At 62.3% G+C, this 14,062-nt stretch carries 19 protein-coding genes and 1 tRNA gene; 14 read left to right on the forward strand and 6 right to left on the reverse strand.

Annotation, left to right across the window (positions count from 1 at the left end; genetic code table 11):
* Positions 1–59: 59 nt before the first annotated feature.
* Complete coding sequence (locus QMK17_RS11575; protein ID WP_283509180.1) at positions 60–404, reverse strand: FmdB family zinc ribbon protein; 345 nt, start codon at positions 402–404, stop codon at positions 60–62.
* A gap of 159 nt (positions 405–563) precedes the next feature.
* Positions 564–1,160: a 5-formyltetrahydrofolate cyclo-ligase gene (locus QMK17_RS11580; protein WP_283509181.1), complete on the reverse strand. Its 597-nt coding sequence runs from the start codon at positions 1,158–1,160 to the stop codon at positions 564–566.
* A gap of 78 nt (positions 1,161–1,238) precedes the next feature.
* Between QMK17_RS11580 and QMK17_RS11585 the strand changes: the two genes are divergently transcribed.
* From QMK17_RS11585 to QMK17_RS11625, 9 genes are all read left to right on the forward strand, one after another.
* Positions 1,239–2,168: a UTP--glucose-1-phosphate uridylyltransferase gene (locus tag QMK17_RS11585; RefSeq protein ID WP_283509182.1), complete on the forward strand. Its 930-nt coding sequence runs from the start codon at positions 1,239–1,241 to the stop codon at positions 2,166–2,168.
* Positions 2,169–2,201: 33 nt separating this feature from the next.
* Positions 2,202–3,461: a molybdotransferase-like divisome protein Glp gene (glp, locus tag QMK17_RS11590; RefSeq protein ID WP_283509184.1), complete on the forward strand. Its 1,260-nt coding sequence runs from the start codon at positions 2,202–2,204 to the stop codon at positions 3,459–3,461.
* A gap of 71 nt (positions 3,462–3,532) precedes the next feature.
* Entirely contained in the window at positions 3,533–4,180 is a 648-nt protein-coding gene (locus QMK17_RS11595; protein WP_283509186.1) for a GNAT family N-acetyltransferase, read from the forward strand.
* A 139-nt stretch (positions 4,181–4,319) separates the two neighbouring features.
* Entirely contained in the window at positions 4,320–5,177 is an 858-nt protein-coding gene (gene sepX / locus QMK17_RS11600) for a divisome protein SepX/GlpR (protein ID WP_283509187.1), read from the forward strand.
* A gap of 89 nt (positions 5,178–5,266) precedes the next feature.
* Positions 5,267–5,342 (forward strand) — tRNA-Ala (locus QMK17_RS11605).
* A gap of 615 nt (positions 5,343–5,957) precedes the next feature.
* The gene (locus QMK17_RS11610) at positions 5,958–6,413 is read left to right on the forward strand and encodes a GyrI-like domain-containing protein (RefSeq protein ID WP_283509188.1); all 456 of its coding nucleotides are present in this window, start codon (positions 5,958–5,960) and stop codon (positions 6,411–6,413) included.
* On the forward strand, positions 6,410–6,844 hold the full coding sequence (locus QMK17_RS11615; RefSeq protein ID WP_283509189.1) for an effector binding domain-containing protein: 435 nt from the start codon (positions 6,410–6,412) through the stop codon (positions 6,842–6,844). The genes QMK17_RS11610 and QMK17_RS11615 overlap by 4 nt, the downstream gene beginning before the upstream one ends.
* Positions 6,845–7,034: 190 nt before the next feature.
* Positions 7,035–7,712 (forward strand): ScbR family autoregulator-binding transcription factor, encoded by a 678-nt coding sequence (locus QMK17_RS11620; RefSeq protein WP_283509191.1) that lies wholly within the window; start codon positions 7,035–7,037, stop codon positions 7,710–7,712.
* 58 nt (positions 7,713–7,770) lie between these two features.
* Positions 7,771–7,941: a hypothetical protein gene (locus tag QMK17_RS11625; protein ID WP_283509194.1), complete on the forward strand. Its 171-nt coding sequence runs from the start codon at positions 7,771–7,773 to the stop codon at positions 7,939–7,941.
* Positions 7,942–7,959: 18 nt separating this feature from the next.
* On the opposite strand, the gene QMK17_RS11630 is transcribed toward QMK17_RS11625, so the two are convergent.
* Entirely contained in the window at positions 7,960–8,673 is a 714-nt protein-coding gene (locus tag QMK17_RS11630; protein ID WP_283509195.1) for a ferredoxin reductase, read from the reverse strand.
* Between the two features lie 18 nt (positions 8,674–8,691).
* Positions 8,692–9,291, reverse strand: coding sequence for a sulfite oxidase-like oxidoreductase (locus QMK17_RS11635; RefSeq protein ID WP_283509197.1), 600 nt, complete (start codon positions 9,289–9,291; stop codon positions 8,692–8,694).
* A gap of 117 nt (positions 9,292–9,408) precedes the next feature.
* Between QMK17_RS11635 and QMK17_RS11640 the strand changes: the two genes are divergently transcribed.
* A complete protein-coding gene (locus tag QMK17_RS11640) occupies positions 9,409–10,245 on the forward strand; it encodes an SDR family oxidoreductase (protein ID WP_283509198.1) in 837 nt (278 codons plus the stop codon).
* A 12-nt stretch (positions 10,246–10,257) separates the two neighbouring features.
* On the opposite strand, the gene soxR is transcribed toward QMK17_RS11640, so the two are convergent.
* On the reverse strand, positions 10,258–10,722 hold the full coding sequence (gene soxR, locus QMK17_RS11645) for a redox-sensitive transcriptional activator SoxR (RefSeq protein WP_283509199.1): 465 nt from the start codon (positions 10,720–10,722) through the stop codon (positions 10,258–10,260).
* A 97-nt stretch (positions 10,723–10,819) separates the two neighbouring features.
* Here soxR and QMK17_RS11650 point away from each other — a divergent pair, with 97 nt between their 5' ends.
* Positions 10,820–12,067: an arginine deiminase gene (locus tag QMK17_RS11650; protein ID WP_283509200.1), complete on the forward strand. Its 1,248-nt coding sequence runs from the start codon at positions 10,820–10,822 to the stop codon at positions 12,065–12,067.
* A gap of 32 nt (positions 12,068–12,099) precedes the next feature.
* On the opposite strand, the gene arsC is transcribed toward QMK17_RS11650, so the two are convergent.
* Complete coding sequence (gene arsC, locus QMK17_RS11655; RefSeq protein WP_283509202.1) at positions 12,100–12,450, reverse strand: arsenate reductase (glutaredoxin); 351 nt, start codon at positions 12,448–12,450, stop codon at positions 12,100–12,102.
* 35 nt (positions 12,451–12,485) lie between these two features.
* Between arsC and QMK17_RS11660 the strand changes: the two genes are divergently transcribed.
* The 3 genes from QMK17_RS11660 (at position 12,486) to QMK17_RS11670 (ending at position 14,009) form a co-directional block, all read left to right on the forward strand.
* Entirely contained in the window at positions 12,486–13,145 is a 660-nt protein-coding gene (locus QMK17_RS11660) for an NAD(P)-binding oxidoreductase (protein ID WP_283509203.1), read from the forward strand.
* A gap of 10 nt (positions 13,146–13,155) precedes the next feature.
* Positions 13,156–13,512, forward strand: coding sequence for a GntR family transcriptional regulator (locus tag QMK17_RS11665; protein WP_283509206.1), 357 nt, complete (start codon positions 13,156–13,158; stop codon positions 13,510–13,512).
* A 65-nt stretch (positions 13,513–13,577) separates the two neighbouring features.
* The gene (locus QMK17_RS11670) at positions 13,578–14,009 is read left to right on the forward strand and encodes a DoxX family protein (protein ID WP_283509207.1); all 432 of its coding nucleotides are present in this window, start codon (positions 13,578–13,580) and stop codon (positions 14,007–14,009) included.
* Positions 14,010–14,062: the final 53 nt, after the last annotated feature.

Raw genomic sequence — 14,062 nt, forward strand, 5'->3', positions numbered from 1 at the left:
AAGGATGCAGAACAGGCCCCGGCTGTGGATAGAGCCGGGGCCTGTGGACAACTGTGTATTTACGAGCTTGCTGCGGCCTTCGACGGCGTCGAGCTCGTCGTCGAGGAAGTAGAGGAACTGCTGCTCGAGCTGCTCGCTTCGGTCTTCGCAGGTTTGGTCTCGGTCTTGGTCTCGGTCTTGGTCTCGCTCTTGGATTCGCCAGCGCTTTCGCTGACGGTGTTCGATCCGCCGCGGCTGTCGGTGCGATAGAATCCGCTGCCCTTGAACACGATGCCGACGGAGTTGAACAGCTTGCGCAATTTGCCGGTGCACTGCGGGCACACGGTCAGTGAGTCCTCACTGAACGACTGCACGATGTCGAACTTGTTGTCACATTCGGTACATGCATACGAATAGGTGGGCATCGATGTTCCTCCGCTGGTCCACTGGTCACCAATGAGATTCGCCGCGGGGTGGTACTCGGGTCGAGACCTTTGGTGTGCCGAAAATAGTCTGAAACTTCACTCACAGGAGAGAGCATTAGCACTCTACAGTCATGAGTGCCAACGCAGCCATTCGGACGGCTATTCCCGGCCGAGCGTCACCAGACCCCGGCCCGGCGTAAGGGCGTGCGAAGCACGGCGATCGTGTGGCTCCTCGGGAAGTTTCTCGACCAATTCCCCGTCGCGCACTATCGCCACGATCGGCACATCGGGTTCGACGACATCGAGCGTCCTGTCGTAGAAACCAGCCCCTCGTCCCAGGCGAACTCCCCGAAAGTCGACGGCAAGAGCAGGAACGAACACAACGGAACACTGCTTCAGCGTCACCGGGTCCAGTACCGCTCCGGTCGGCTCGGACAATCCATAGGGAGCCGCTCGAAGACCGTCTCGACCTGTGTATTCTGCCCAATGCAAAGGGCCTGGTTCGCGCGCGATCGGCACGAGCACCATGGGGGTCTCCACGCGGAGGGCGTCGAGGAGATCGAGTGATCCGGGCTCGCTTCCGACGGGGATGTAGGCCGCAACCGCACGAGTTCCCCGAGCCGATCTTGCTGCGGCATGACACAGTTTCAGAGATTCCTCGGCGCGCACGAGCGCATCGACAGAGCGACGCGAGGCAAGGATGTGTCGCCGCCACTCCGATTTGGACAGCGGCGTCACGGAATCACCAGGCGTCATGGTTTCGAGCTTAAGCACCACAGGGAACAGTCACCACACGCGGACAGGATCCGCAGCGAGCATGGATAGGGTGGGCACATGACAGAAGCCGTACGGCAATTTCGGACTGCGATCGTTCCGGCAGCGGGCATGGGAACTCGCTTCCTCCCGGCCACGAAGACGGTTCCGAAGGAATTGCTGCCGGTCGTCGACACTCCGGGAATCGAACTCGTCGCAGGTGAAGCCGCCGATTCCGGTGCTGAGCGACTGGTCATCGTCACCTCACCCGGTAAAGACGGCGTCGTCGCACACTTCGTCGAAGATCTCGTTCTCGAGACCAAGCTCGAGAAGAGCGGCAAGCTGAAGATGCTCGAGAAGGTCAGAGTTGCTCCGGCTCTCCTCGACGTTCAGTCCGTTGTCCAAGCCGAGCCGCTCGGACTCGGCGACGCCGTTGCGTGCGCGGAGGAAGTACTCGACGACGACGAGAGTGCCGTCGCAGTTCTCCTCCCCGATGATCTCGTGCTTCCGCGCGGAGTGCTCGACGTGATGTCTCGCGTGAGAGCCAAGCGCGGCGGCACGGTGCTGTGCGCATTCGAGGTGCCCGAGGAGAACGTCTCGGCATATGGAGTCTTCGAAGTCGAGACGGTGCCCGACGCGGTGAACCCGAACGTATTGAAAGTCACCGGCATGGTGGAGAAGCCGAAGCGTGAAGACGCCCCGTCGCTCTTCGCTGCGGCGGGCCGCTACCTGCTGGACCGTGCGATTTTCGATGCACTGCGCAAGATCGAGCCGGGCGCGGGCGGCGAGCTGCAGCTGACCGACGCCATCGCTTTGCTCATCGCAGAGGGCCACCCCGTTCACGTGGTCGTCCATCGCGGACCCCGACACGACCTCGGAAATCCCGGGGGATACCTGCGCGCTGCGGTTGACTTTGCACTCGAACGTGATGATTACGGTCCGTCGTTGCGGGAGTGGCTGACCGAAAGACTCAGTGACGATTGGGCGCCGCAACTCACCAAGTACGAATAGGCCCGTTTGCGAAAGAGATAGAGGAAGGGCCAGATGCGCTCGGTTGAGGATCAGCAGACCAGGGTGACTGCCGCTGCAGTTGCACCGCGGCCTGTGCGAGTCGCGATCTCGGAAGCGCAGGGATTGCTGTGCGCGGAAGAGGTCGTCACCGAGCGGCCGCTACCGGGGTTCGATCAGGCAGCGATCGATGGTTACGCCGTGCGCAGCGTCGATGTGTCCGCCGCCGGAACAGACCTGCGCAACGAGGACGACGAACGCATCGAGCTCACCTTGCCGGTCGTCGGCGAGGTTAGTGCCGGATCACGGCAGCCGATCCGTCTTCAGCCGCGCCAGGCCGTTCGCGTGGACACCGGTGCCCCGCTTCCGACCCTCGCCGACGCAGTCCTTCCGATGGATCGCACCGACGGTGGCCGTGCTCGGGTCAAGGTCTACCGACCGGTGCGCTCGGGCGACTACGTCCGCAAGATCGGGGACGACGTCCAACCGGGCGACGTCGCTGTTCGTGCAGGAACCATCATCGGCGCGGCGCAGGTCGGACTGTTGGCCGCGGTGGGGCGCGACAAGGTGCTGGTGCATCCGCGCCCGCGACTGTCCGTGATCTCTGTCGGCGGCGAACTGGTCGACACCGACCGAACGCCGGGTCCAGGGCAGGTCTACGACGTCAACTCGTACGCGCTCGCTGCTGCTGCGCGTGATGCCGGCGCCGACGTCAACCGCGTCGGAATCGTCAGCACCGACCCGAAGCGACTACGCGAAGTGGTCGAGGGCCAGCTCATTCGCTCCGAGATCGTCGTCATCGCCGGGGCAGTCGGTGGCGGCGCGTCCGACGGCGTCCGTGAAGCCTTGTCCGATCTCGGTGACCTCGAAGTCGAGCGAGTGGCCATGCATCCCGGTTCGGTGCAGGGCTTCGGCCAGCTCGGCCGTGACGAGGTACCGACGTTTCTCCTTCCCGCCAACCCCGTGAGTGCCCTCGTGGTGTTCGAGGTGATGGTTCGCCCGCTCATTCGCATCGCTCTCGGTCGCAGGCAACCGATGCGTCGTACTGTGACCGCGCGCACCGTCGCGCCCATCACGTCTATCGAGGAGCGCAAGGGATATTTGCGCGGCCAGCTCATGCGCGACGAGGAAACCGGCGAATACTTGGTGCAGGCACTCGGCGGTGCGCCTGGTGCGTCCTCGCACCTGCTCGCGACGCTGGCCGAGGCCAACTGCCTCGTCGTCGTCGATCCTGACGTGACCGAGATTCGGACGGGTGAAGAAGTGTCTGTGTCGTTCCTCGCTCAACGCGGATAAGTGGCTCGATCGAGTGCGCCCTGCTGGGGCGCTTTGTCGGTGCTGTTGTGCGTACGGGCTAATCTCGTCTGATGTCGCGAACGTGGTCGAGCCACCCTGGTTGGCCAGCGAAGTTGGGTCCTCTGACCGTTGCCGCCGGTACCGTCACTGTTCGGCCCGTGCGTTTGCGAGATGGGGCCGCGTGGAGCCGAATTCGGTTGTCGGACCAGCAACATCTGGAACCGTGGGAACCGACCGGCGAGGGTTCGTGGTCTGCTCGCCATCACATTTCCTCGTGGCCGGGCCTCCTCTCCGGACTCAAGTCCGAGGCACGCAAAGGCCACATGCTGCCGATGGCGATCGAGGTGGACGGCAATTTCTGTGGCCAGATCACCACCGGGAACATTGTTCGTGGTGCGCTGCGATCGGCGTGGATCGGATATTGGGTGGCCAAGGAGGTCAACGGCCGCGGCGTCGCGACGGCAGCGCTCGCGCTTGGACTCGACCACTGTTTCGGCGACGTCGGGCTTCATCGCGTGGAAGCAACAGTCCGTCCGGAGAACTTTGCGAGCCAGGCCGTGTTGCGGAATGTTGGTTTCCGCCAAGAAGGCTTGCTCAAAAATTACCTCGACGTCGACGGGCGGTGGAGAGATCACCTTCTCGTTGCCATCACCTCCAACGAGGTGCAGGGCAGCGTCGCCGACCGCTTGGTGCGGACCGGCCGCGCAGCCTGGGCTTAACGTTCGTTCTCGAGACGCATGTGACTAAAGTGACGTGTGTGTAATTCAGGTCGGCGCGTCTACTCTGTCCGGCAGCACCTTCCGCATAGCCTGATCACGTCACCGATGTACGTAGTTTGTTTGGAAGGAGAGCGCCGAGATGCCCAACTCGATCATTTGGATCGGTCTGGTCGCGGTCTGGGTGTTCGTCCTGCTCCCGATGATGATGAGCAAGCGCCCCCGCATCATGCAGACATCCGACATCGCCCTCGCTACCCGCGTACTGCATCGCGGCGGCACGAAGAAACCCGTTCGCGGACCTGCCTCCGGGCATGCGAGCGACCCTGATTGGCGACCTGAGTACGACGAGAGGGTGTCGGCACCTGCCAGCGTCGTCTTCGGGCGCACCGCACCGAGCGCCGACCGTCTCGGGAGCGAAGCTTCGAACTTCAAAGCCTCGAAAAGCAAGGCGGAGGACCCTATGGACACTCACGCAGAGACCGACACGATCGATCGGCCAGACGAACGTGACCGGAACGACGAGGTCGCGGGAGAGTACGTACCGACTCGCCGCGGGCGCGGAGGGTTCGACCCCGAAGCCGACGCCATTGCCAGAGCGGCCCGGTATTCGTTCCGGCAGCGAGCAGTGTTGGCTCTGGTGTTCGCGGCAATCACCTCGGCAGCTCTCGCAGTCATCATGACTACGTTGCTCTGGTGGGTGTGCGGACTGGCCGTACTCGCACTCGCCGGCTACATGTCCTACCTCCGTAGGCAAGTGCAGATCGAGCAGGAAATTCGCCGCAGGCGAATGACTCGCATGGGCCGTTCCCGGCTCGGAGTGGAATCGCGTACCGACGAGGAGCTGGAACTCGTCCCGCAGCGTCTGCGTCGTCCCGGTGCAGTCGTGCTCGAAATCGACGATGACGATCCGGAATTCGATCACCTCGACCACTACGAGGAGCCGTTCCAGGCCGCAGCGCCGACCGACAACAACGTGCGTCGGGCATCGGGGGCCTGAAGTTCGGAGTGCCGCGGACCCTTTGATAGGGTTTTGCCCAGCGGTTCGTAGGACAGCGGTTCGTAGGACAGCGGTTCGAACAATCGCTCGGGGCTGTGGCGCAGTTGGTAGCGCGTCTCGTTCGCATCGAGAAGGTCAGGGGTTCGATTCCCCTCAGCTCCACCACGAAGAAGGCCCGGTCGACATTGTCGGCCGGGCCTTTTCTCGCAATGCCAGGGGTCAGAGACGCCCGAAGATGCTGTCGATCAGCGAACTGCCTGCGGAGCTACCGGTGGTGATGATGCTGTCGATCCAGGCGAAGAAATCCATGTTGGAAAAGCTCCTTGATGCGTTGGCGGCGTCTTGTGCAAGACAGGTGGAATGGCCGATTGCCGAACCACCGTGTGTATTGATACGGCATCGAACCAGGCTTCGCCACCGTTCTGATCGCGTAGACGAAAGATTTGGCCGGTATCGGTGTGAAACCGTCGGTTCTCGACCGAAGAATTCATCTCTGCAAGTCCGATTCCGGTCGAAGAATTGATTTCCGAAAACGGAATGCGGATATTCCGTCGACCGCATGCTTGCGGCGCCGACCTCCCCGGTACCTGTGTTGGCGGTTGCGGCTGCCGCCACCGGTCGATCGACGGCGATTCGCCGCGGGTATGTGCGCCAGGACACCGGCCGACCGGTAGTCTTGCTTTTAAGTTGGTCATCTGGTCGTAGGTCGGCGTCTACTGGGGAAGCGTCACCCCGGCTGCGGAGCTCCATCGCAGCCCCGAGAGTTATGTGGAGTGGTTAATGTCGTTCGAGATCGTCGACCTCGAAGAAACGTGGGTCGCAGGACTTCCCGTGCGCAGCCCGAAGCGTGCTCTCGGTCGACTCATTGATCCTGCGCTCGACCAAGCGTGGTCGTCAGTGCTCAAGCAGGACATCGGCGGGCCGCTTGCCTCGGTGTACACCGACTTCGCACCCGGGATCGGGTCGTACAACACCCAGATCGTCGGGTATCGATGCTTTGCGCTCAGCCAGGTGAAGAGGGGCCACCTGATAGCCAAGGTGCCCAGCGCGCGCTACGCCAGATTTTCCGCCGTCGGACATTTCCCAGACGTCTTGACTCGGTTGTGGCAACAGATCGACCACGCGGAAGAGCAACACGAGATCAAGCGCACCTTCACCGCGGACTACGAGTGTTACCCGCATGCCTACAAGATCGATCTCTACCTGTCGATCGAGCAGTCGGGATCGTCCACGTGAGCCACAGGGTGACTGCGCGCAGCGCAATGCTGTTCGGCGGCCTCGTTGCTCCGCGGATCCAGCCTGGTGCCGAAGCGAGCACCAGTGAGCTGTTCCGGTTCCTACGCGAAAGAATTCGCGATCGCTCTCCCGCCGAGGTCGAGGTGAACACTGTGTTCGTCCCTGACGAGCACGGTGTCTACAACGCGGTGATGGCCACGGCGTACGCGTCGCCTGCCGACGTCCCGGTCGGGGAAGTATTCGTCTCGGTGCCGAGTGGGGTGTACGCCGTGTTCGTACCGGACGGCAGTATGCGCGATCCCATCGAGGATGTTTGGACTCAGGTCGAGGAAGCCACGGCAAACGGTGAGTTATTTCGGGCCTATAAGGAAGACATCGAAGTCGTTACAACATCCGGCGAAGTGGAACTATATATTTCGATAGTTATCTAAATCAGGGGAAATGTGTCACACATTTGTCACTCGGGCATCACAATCAAGACACCCATGTGGTTAGTATTGTCTTGCGCACCGGACTGAAGGCGGGCCCGAGAAATTCGAGACCACGGATTTGACCTGGTGATAGTCGGTCCTACACGGGGGCGTCGGTGTCAGGTAGGCAACTGAGCAGGGGTGATCATTCATGGTTAGGCAACTGAGGGCGGAAGCCACACGCGCGGCGGCTCTGCGTGCAGCGGCGGATCTTTTTCTCGACGTCGGGCATGCAAATGCAACATTGAGTCAGGTTTCCGCGCAGTCCGGCGTCACCAAGGGTGCGCTGTATTTCCATTTCGCGTCTAAAGAAGAGCTCGCACGCGCGATCGTCGACGAAGGTCACGAGCGCGTGTCGACGGCCTGCGCCGGATTGGTGGACAGCAGGTCACCCGCTCTCGAGTCGGTCATCGGAATTTCGTATTCGGTGCTCGAGTTGGCGGCGTCCGACCCGCTGGTCCGTGTCATGTACCGGCTCCAGATGGAGATCGACGGATCCGAAACCGCACGCGGAAGCGTATTCGGTACGTGGGGCAATATCTTCGAGCACCTGTTCGACCGTGCGATCGAGCACAGCGACGTCGCTGACCACCTCGACTCGGGCAACGCCGCACTTCTCGTGTGCGAGATGCTGGCTGGCGTGCTGATGGTGTCCGAGGCGCAGTCCACGCTCGAAACCGCACCTTCCCGCATGGAGAAGGTCTGGCATACCGTTCTTCCGTCTCTCGTGCCGCCGAACAAGCTCGGCTACTTCCGGGAGTTCGCTGCTCGCAGCCTGTCGAGCTTCGTACCCTCATCGGAGCTGATGGCAGAGTCCCTGCATGTCTAGATAGTCGCCGCCGACGCCGCTCTTGCGGAGGTTCGGTGCCGCGTGGACACTGTGTGATATGAACCACACAATCACGCATCACCGTATGTCCGACACCGAACTTCGCAAGGCAATCGGAACGTTGCAGGGCCGCGCCGATGACGCGCGCCGCCGAGGCGCCGAGGACGATGCGTCGCGTATCGAGCGCACAGTTGCCGACTACCGCGACGAAATGACTCGTCGCCGATAGTTTCAGTCCCTTGCAGTTCTATCCTGCCGGGCCGAATCGTTCCGTTTTGATACGGGGCGGCAGGTGCCCCTCGGCCACGAGGATGTTGGCGACGGACTCGACGAACCCCGTTGGCCCACACACGAAGCAGCTCGGCGCAATATCGGCGGGCCAACCGTGGGCGACGAGATCGCTGGTGTTCAGCCTGCCCACCCGTTCGCGATAGCCCTCCGGCGCTCTCCGCGTGTAATGAATGCTGACGTCCACGCCCTCGGGCAGGCGTCGGAGCTCGGGGGCGTACATGACTTCGTCGGGCGTGCGCACCGAGTAGACGAGCCGAAACGGCGTTCGCTGTTCCCCTCGGACGCGGTCACGCACCATCGCCATCACCGGAACGATCCCGGACCCGCCCGCGACCAGCAGTACGGGGGCTGGATTCTGACGGTCCCAGACGAACCATCCACCGATCGGGCCACGCAGTTCGACCTGTTCGCCGACTTCGATCACGCTGGTGAGATAAGGCGATACCTCACCGTCGTCCACGGTCTGAATCGTCAGCACCACGGTGGATCCGTCGCATGGAGTTGCCATGGAATAGCTGCGCTGAGCGTTGTAGCCGTCTTCGGCGGTCAATCGGACGTCGACGTGCTGTCCGGGTTTGTGGCCGGGCCACCCGTCGACGTCGAAGATCAAGGTTGTGGCAGTAGGAGTTTCGATCTTCTTTTCGGTGAGGGTTGCGACGAGCCATTTCATCGTGGGTGCCCTCGCTGTTCAGTCACCCTGGTATCGCTGTTCCTGCCAGGGATCGCCATAGTCGTGGTATCCGTTCTGTTCCCAGAATCCGGGCTCGTCGCGCACGAGCAAGGTCAGCTTGGAGACCCATTTTGCCGACTTCCAGAAATACAGGTTCGGCACCAGCAGTCGTGCCGGTCCGCCGTGCTCGGGATGCAGAGGCTTTCCATCGTATTCGTATGCAAGCCAGGCCTTTCCGTGTCGGAGCTCGTCGAGCGGGAGGTTGGTGGTGTATCCGTCGTAGCCGTGTGCCATGACATGCGTTGCCGCAGTGTCGATGCCGTCGAGCAGAGTGTCGAGCGGAACGCCTCGCCATCGAGTATCGAGCTTGGACCACGTGGTGACGCAATGGATGTCGACCGTGGGCTTGTCCGTCGGAAGTGCGCGCATCTCCTGCCATGACCAGTGATGCTTCTCGCCCATTTCGGTGACGATGCTGAACTCCCAGCGATCGGTGTTCACCTGCGGCGTCGGACCGGCCGACAATACCGGGAAATCCTGCGTCAGATACTGACCGGGCGGAGTGCGTGACTCGTTTCCGCGACGCTTTCCGGTAAAACCTCTCGACACGATGGCCATCGGACCTCCTGTTTGCTCCGGTGCAAAGTCTCTCGCGTAACGCCGGCGTGGACAACTCGGCGCACGCGTAGGGTGCGAAGAAGACGTTTTTTCGAGATGTGGGGGACGAGAACTTCGATGGCGATCAAGGATTTACGCGGGAAAAAGACATTCATCACCGGTGCGGGTAGCGGAATCGGCCGTGCGACGGCCCTTGCCGCGGCGGGTGCAGGAGCTGAGCTCTACCTCACCGATATCAACGAAGCCTCGCTGGCAGAGACCGTCGCCGCGGCGGGCCCGGCGGTGGCACGGTCGGCCGCATTCGATGTCTCGGACTTCGACGCAGTGACTGCATTCGCAACCGAGGTGCACAGCCACGTCGGCAGCCTCGACATCGTGATGAACGTGGCAGGCATCGCCGCGTGGGGAACCGTCGAGAATCTCGAACACCGGCACTGGAAGTCGATGATCGACGTCAATCTGATGGGCCCGATTCACGTCATCGAAAACTTTCTTCCCGCCATGGTCAAGGCAGGCAAGGGCGGACACCTGGTGAACGTGTCATCTGCCGCCGGTCTCATTCCGTTGCCGTGGCACGCCGCCTACAGCGCCAGCAAGTACGGCCTTCGCGGCGCGTCGGAAGTTCTGCGCTACGACCTCAAACGTCACGGCATCGGCGTCTCCCTCGTGGTGCCGGGAGGGGTGAAGACCGGTCTGGTGAACACCGTCGAGATTGCAGGCGTCGACCGCGAAGATCCACGGGTGCAGAAGCTGCAGCACCGATTCGAGAAGCGAGCAGTCGAGCCGGAGAAGGTTGCCGACGCCATCCTGACCGGGATTCTGAAGAACCGGTACCTGGTCTACTCCTCCAACGACATTCGGTTCGGTTACTGGTTGGCGCGAAAGTTCGCACCTCCCTACGAACTCGTGCTCCAGAAGGCGAACGACCGGTTCAGCACACTGCTGCCCCGGTAATCGGTCCTTCGGTCAGTCGCGTAGATCGACGTCGAGCCTGCGGGCACCGGGCCCCGCGTCTGCGAGTTCGTCGCCGGGATTGACGAGCGCGCAACTCGACATCGACAGGCATCCGCAGCCGATGCAACCGGTCAGGTCGTCGCGCAGCTTTACGAGCTGAGCGATCCGCTTGTCGAGATCGGAATGCCAGTGCTGCGAGAGTTTGGCCCAGTCTCTTTTGGTCGGAGTTCGCTCTTCCGGTAGATCCGAGAGAGCATCTCTGATGCGGGACAGCGGGATGCCGACCTTCTGCGAGATTCGGATGAATGCGACTCTGCGCAGAGTGTCGCGGTGGTAGCGGCGTTGGTTTCCCGATGTTCGCCTGCTGGTGATCAGACCTTGCTTCTCGTAGAAGTGGAGTGCAGAGATAGCAACTCCACTGCGGTCGGAGAGTTGCCCAGGAGTGAGTTCGCGGACTTTCCAATCGGGCATCGGCATACCTGGACGGTAGTGCGCGTGCGGCGCCCGTGAGTGGTTGGGAACCGTCGGGCCGACATTACGCACGCACGGGCACGTCAAGGCCTAACGTTGAGCGATGACCGCACAACTCTGCGCAGACTCAGAGGTCGGGACGCTGCGTACGGTGATACTGCATCGCCCCGGCGACGAGCTCCGCCGGCTCACGCCGCGCAACAACGATCAACTGCTGTTCGACGGTGTGCCCTGGGTCGATCGGGCACAGGAGGAGCACGACGCCTTCGCGGAATTACTTCGCGGCCGAGGCGTCGAAGTTCTGCTGCTGGCCGACCTGCTCACTCAAGCGATGACGACGAGCGGCGCTGCTCGGATGCAGGGGATCTCGGCGGCGGTCAACGAACGGCGGCTCGGCCGAGCGCTTGCCCGTGATCTGGCGTCCCATCTGCGCGGGGTTCCGGCAGCAGAGTTGACGTCGATTCTCATGGCGGGAATGACGTTCGACGAACTGTTGGCCGCGGAGAGCGGGGAGCCGGAGATGAGCGGAGCCTCGCTCGTTCGGCGAATGCACCATGGTGCGGACTTCGTCATCGATCCGCTGCCGAACCTGCTGTTCACCCGTGACTCCTCGTTCTGGATCGGCAGTCGTGTCGCGATCACCTCGCTTGCATTGCCGGCACGGCTGCGCGAAACCACGCTCACAGATCTGATCTACGCCTTTCATCCCCGGTTCCTCGGTATTCGTCGGGCGTACGAATCGCGGACTGCGCCTGTGGAAGGCGGCGATGTGCTCCTGCTGGCACCTGGTGTCGTAGCGGTCGGAGTGGGGGAGCGCACGACGCCCGCTGGTGCGGAAGCGTTGGCGCGCAGCCTGTTCGACGACGAGTTGGCGCACACCGTTCTCGTGGTTCCTATCGCGCAGGAGCGGGCGTCGATGCACTTGGACACGGTGTGCACGATGGTAGATTTCGACGCCGTCGTGATGTATCCGGCAATCGCAGATTCGCTGTCCGCGTTCACTCTTCGCCGACAGAACGGCGCCGTGACCATTCGTGGTGCCGACCCGTTCCTCGAAGCGGCGGCCGAATCGATGGGCATCGGCAAGCTTCGTGTGATCGATACGGGACTCGACCATGTGACGGCCGAGCGTGAGCAATGGGACGACGGCAACAACACTCTCGCGCTGGCACCAGGAGTCGTCGTCGCCTACGAGCGCAACGTCGAGACCAACGCGCGGCTGGAGGCGTCGGGCATCGAGGTGTTGCGCATCAGCGGTTCCGAACTCGGCTCTGGACGCGGGGGTCCGAGGTGTATGTCGTGTCCGGTGTCGAGGGACAGCGCGGCTTCGCCACCGGTGAGTGATGAGTGACGTTCCCAGGTATGAAAACGCGCACGGGCTCGTCAGCGCAGGATGTCGAGTACCTTCTCGGCGGGACGAGCGAGCACAGTTCCTTTGTTCGTCACCACGATCGGACGCTCGATGAGGATGGGGTTGTCCACCATCGCCGCGATCAGCTCGTCCTCCGACGAATCCTTCAGCCCCAGCTCCTTGTAGACGGCTTCTTTCGTACGAATTGCCTGCGAGGCGGTCAGGCCCGCGTCGTCGAGGAGTTTGCGCAGTCCATCCTTCGTCGGCGGCGTCTCCAGGTACCTCACGACGGTCGGTTCGATGCCGGCTTGCTGAATCAACTTCAGTGCCGCTCGGGAGGTGTTGCACCGGGGATTGTGATAGATCGTGGCGGTGGCAGTCATGTTTGTAGATTCTGCCAGGCGGGTAGGCGCGAGTGATGACTGATCGACGAGTAGTAATTGCCGGAGGACACGGAAAGATCGCCCAGCAGCTCATCGAGGTGCTCACGGCGCAAGGCGATCGTGCGGTGGGCCTGATCCGAAATCCCGACCATGTCAACGCGGTAACCGCGCTCGGCGCCCTTCCCGAGGTGATCGACCTCGAGTCTGCAACCGTGGACGAGGTCGCCGCCCTGCTTCACGACGCTGATGCCGTGGTTTTCGCTGCAGGCGCAGGCGCCGCGGGCGGTGTCGAACGCAAGGACAGTATCGACCGCGCGGGGTCCGTTCTGCTGGCCGACGCCGCCGAAAAGGCCGGAGTGAAGCGGTTTGTTCAGATCAGCTCGTTCGGTGCAGGCGAGCCCGTCGCCGACGATGCCGAAGCGTCGTGGAAGGCCTACATCACCGCGAAGACCGCCGCCGAAGAGGACTTGAAAGGTCGGAGCAACCTCGACTGGACAATCCTCCGTCCGGGTGGTTTGACCGACGAGGACGGCACCGGGCACATCGCACTGTCGGAGCCGCCACTCGATCGCGGCACGGTACCGAGAGCCGACGTCGCCGCAGTGATCGCTGCTCTGCTTCAGACGCCGTCCACCGTTGGCAAGACCCTGATGCTCACCTCGGGCGATACCTCGATACGCGATGCGGTGAAGTAGTTTTTCCTGCATGCGTATAGCAGTCGATGCCGCGTCGAAGACGCCTTTGTTCGAGCAGGTGCGGTCGGGGATCTTCGAGCAGGTTCGCAGCGGTCAGTTGATCGCGGAGACCAAGATTCCGACCGTTCGCGGCCTTGCCGAAGAGCTCGGCATCGCTCCGCATACCGTAGCGAAAGCCTACAAAGAGCTCGAAGCGCAAGGGGTGATCGAGGCTCGCGGGAGGTTGGGCACGTTCATTGCCTCCGGCGGCGATCCGACGGAGGACAGCGCCGCGCGTGCATCGGTGGCGTACGTCCGCGAGCTTCGCGGCCTGGGGCTCTCGGATGAGCGCATACGCAGTTTCGTGGAGGTCGCACTAGTCAGTTGACGCTTCAACCTAGATGTGCCAAGGTTGTCGCGTCCTACTTGCCGTGTACCGAAGGATGTCCCCCCATGAACTCGCCGATCTTCCGTGACATTGCAACCCTGATCGCCCGTGTCGGTCTGGGCATCGTCTTCATCGCCCACGGCTGGCAGAAGCTCAATACCAACGGACTCGACGCCACGAAGGCTGGTTTCGAAGGCATGGGCGTTCCTCTTCCTCAGGCGTCGGCCTATTTCGCTACCTTCGTCGAACTGGTCGGTGGTGTCGCGCTGGTACTGGGAATCTTCACCCCCATCGTCGGCATCCTGCTCTTCCTCGACATGCTCGGCGCATTCCTGTTCGTGCATTACGAACTCGGTGTTTTCGTGTCCGACGGTGGCTACGAGCTCGTTGTGGCACTCGGCGTCGCGGCGCTGCTGCTCGCCGCTGTCGGTGGAGGTCGCTTCAGTCTCGACGGCGTATTCGGCAGCAAAACCAGCTTCGCCAAGTCGAGGGCCTGACCCGTACGCATATTCGAATTGCTGGGTCGAACTCGGGGTCGGACCGTTTCGTC

This window comes from Rhodococcus sp. G-MC3 (assembly GCF_030063335.1).
Classification (GTDB): domain Bacteria; phylum Actinomycetota; class Actinomycetes; order Mycobacteriales; family Mycobacteriaceae; genus Rhodococcoides.

What these genes read in the sequence shown, in the direction of transcription:
- QMK17_RS11625 (WP_283509194.1), top strand. Translation starts at nt 7,771, where the DNA reads ATGAACCACACAATCACGCATCACCGTATGTCCGACACCGAACTTCGC.
- arsC (WP_283509202.1), bottom strand. Translation starts at nt 12,450, where the DNA reads ATGACTGCCACCGCCACGATCTATCACAATCCCCGGTGCAACACCTCC.
- QMK17_RS11670 (WP_283509207.1), top strand. Translation starts at nt 13,578, where the DNA reads ATGAACTCGCCGATCTTCCGTGACATTGCAACCCTGATCGCCCGTGTC.
- QMK17_RS11640 (WP_283509198.1), top strand. Translation starts at nt 9,409, where the DNA reads ATGGCGATCAAGGATTTACGCGGGAAAAAGACATTCATCACCGGTGCG.
- QMK17_RS11620 (WP_283509191.1), top strand. Translation starts at nt 7,035, where the DNA reads ATGGTTAGGCAACTGAGGGCGGAAGCCACACGCGCGGCGGCTCTGCGT.
- QMK17_RS11660 (WP_283509203.1), top strand. Translation starts at nt 12,486, where the DNA reads ATGACTGATCGACGAGTAGTAATTGCCGGAGGACACGGAAAGATCGCC.
- QMK17_RS11580 (WP_283509181.1), bottom strand. Translation starts at nt 1,160, where the DNA reads ATGACGCCTGGTGATTCCGTGACGCCGCTGTCCAAATCGGAGTGGCGG.
- QMK17_RS11665 (WP_283509206.1), top strand. Translation starts at nt 13,156, where the DNA reads ATGCGTATAGCAGTCGATGCCGCGTCGAAGACGCCTTTGTTCGAGCAG.
- QMK17_RS11630 (WP_283509195.1), bottom strand. Translation starts at nt 8,673, where the DNA reads ATGAAATGGCTCGTCGCAACCCTCACCGAAAAGAAGATCGAAACTCCT.
- QMK17_RS11635 (WP_283509197.1), bottom strand. Translation starts at nt 9,291, where the DNA reads ATGGCCATCGTGTCGAGAGGTTTTACCGGAAAGCGTCGCGGAAACGAG.
- QMK17_RS11575 (WP_283509180.1), bottom strand. Translation starts at nt 404, where the DNA reads ATGCCCACCTATTCGTATGCATGTACCGAATGTGACAACAAGTTCGAC.
- glp (WP_283509184.1), top strand. Translation starts at nt 2,202, where the DNA reads ATGCGCTCGGTTGAGGATCAGCAGACCAGGGTGACTGCCGCTGCAGTT.
- QMK17_RS11595 (WP_283509186.1), top strand. Translation starts at nt 3,533, where the DNA reads ATGTCGCGAACGTGGTCGAGCCACCCTGGTTGGCCAGCGAAGTTGGGT.
- QMK17_RS11650 (WP_283509200.1), top strand. Translation starts at nt 10,820, where the DNA reads ATGACCGCACAACTCTGCGCAGACTCAGAGGTCGGGACGCTGCGTACG.
- QMK17_RS11585 (WP_283509182.1), top strand. Translation starts at nt 1,239, where the DNA reads ATGACAGAAGCCGTACGGCAATTTCGGACTGCGATCGTTCCGGCAGCG.
- soxR (WP_283509199.1), bottom strand. Translation starts at nt 10,722, where the DNA reads ATGCCGATGCCCGATTGGAAAGTCCGCGAACTCACTCCTGGGCAACTC.
- QMK17_RS11610 (WP_283509188.1), top strand. Translation starts at nt 5,958, where the DNA reads ATGTCGTTCGAGATCGTCGACCTCGAAGAAACGTGGGTCGCAGGACTT.
- sepX (WP_283509187.1), top strand. Translation starts at nt 4,320, where the DNA reads ATGCCCAACTCGATCATTTGGATCGGTCTGGTCGCGGTCTGGGTGTTC.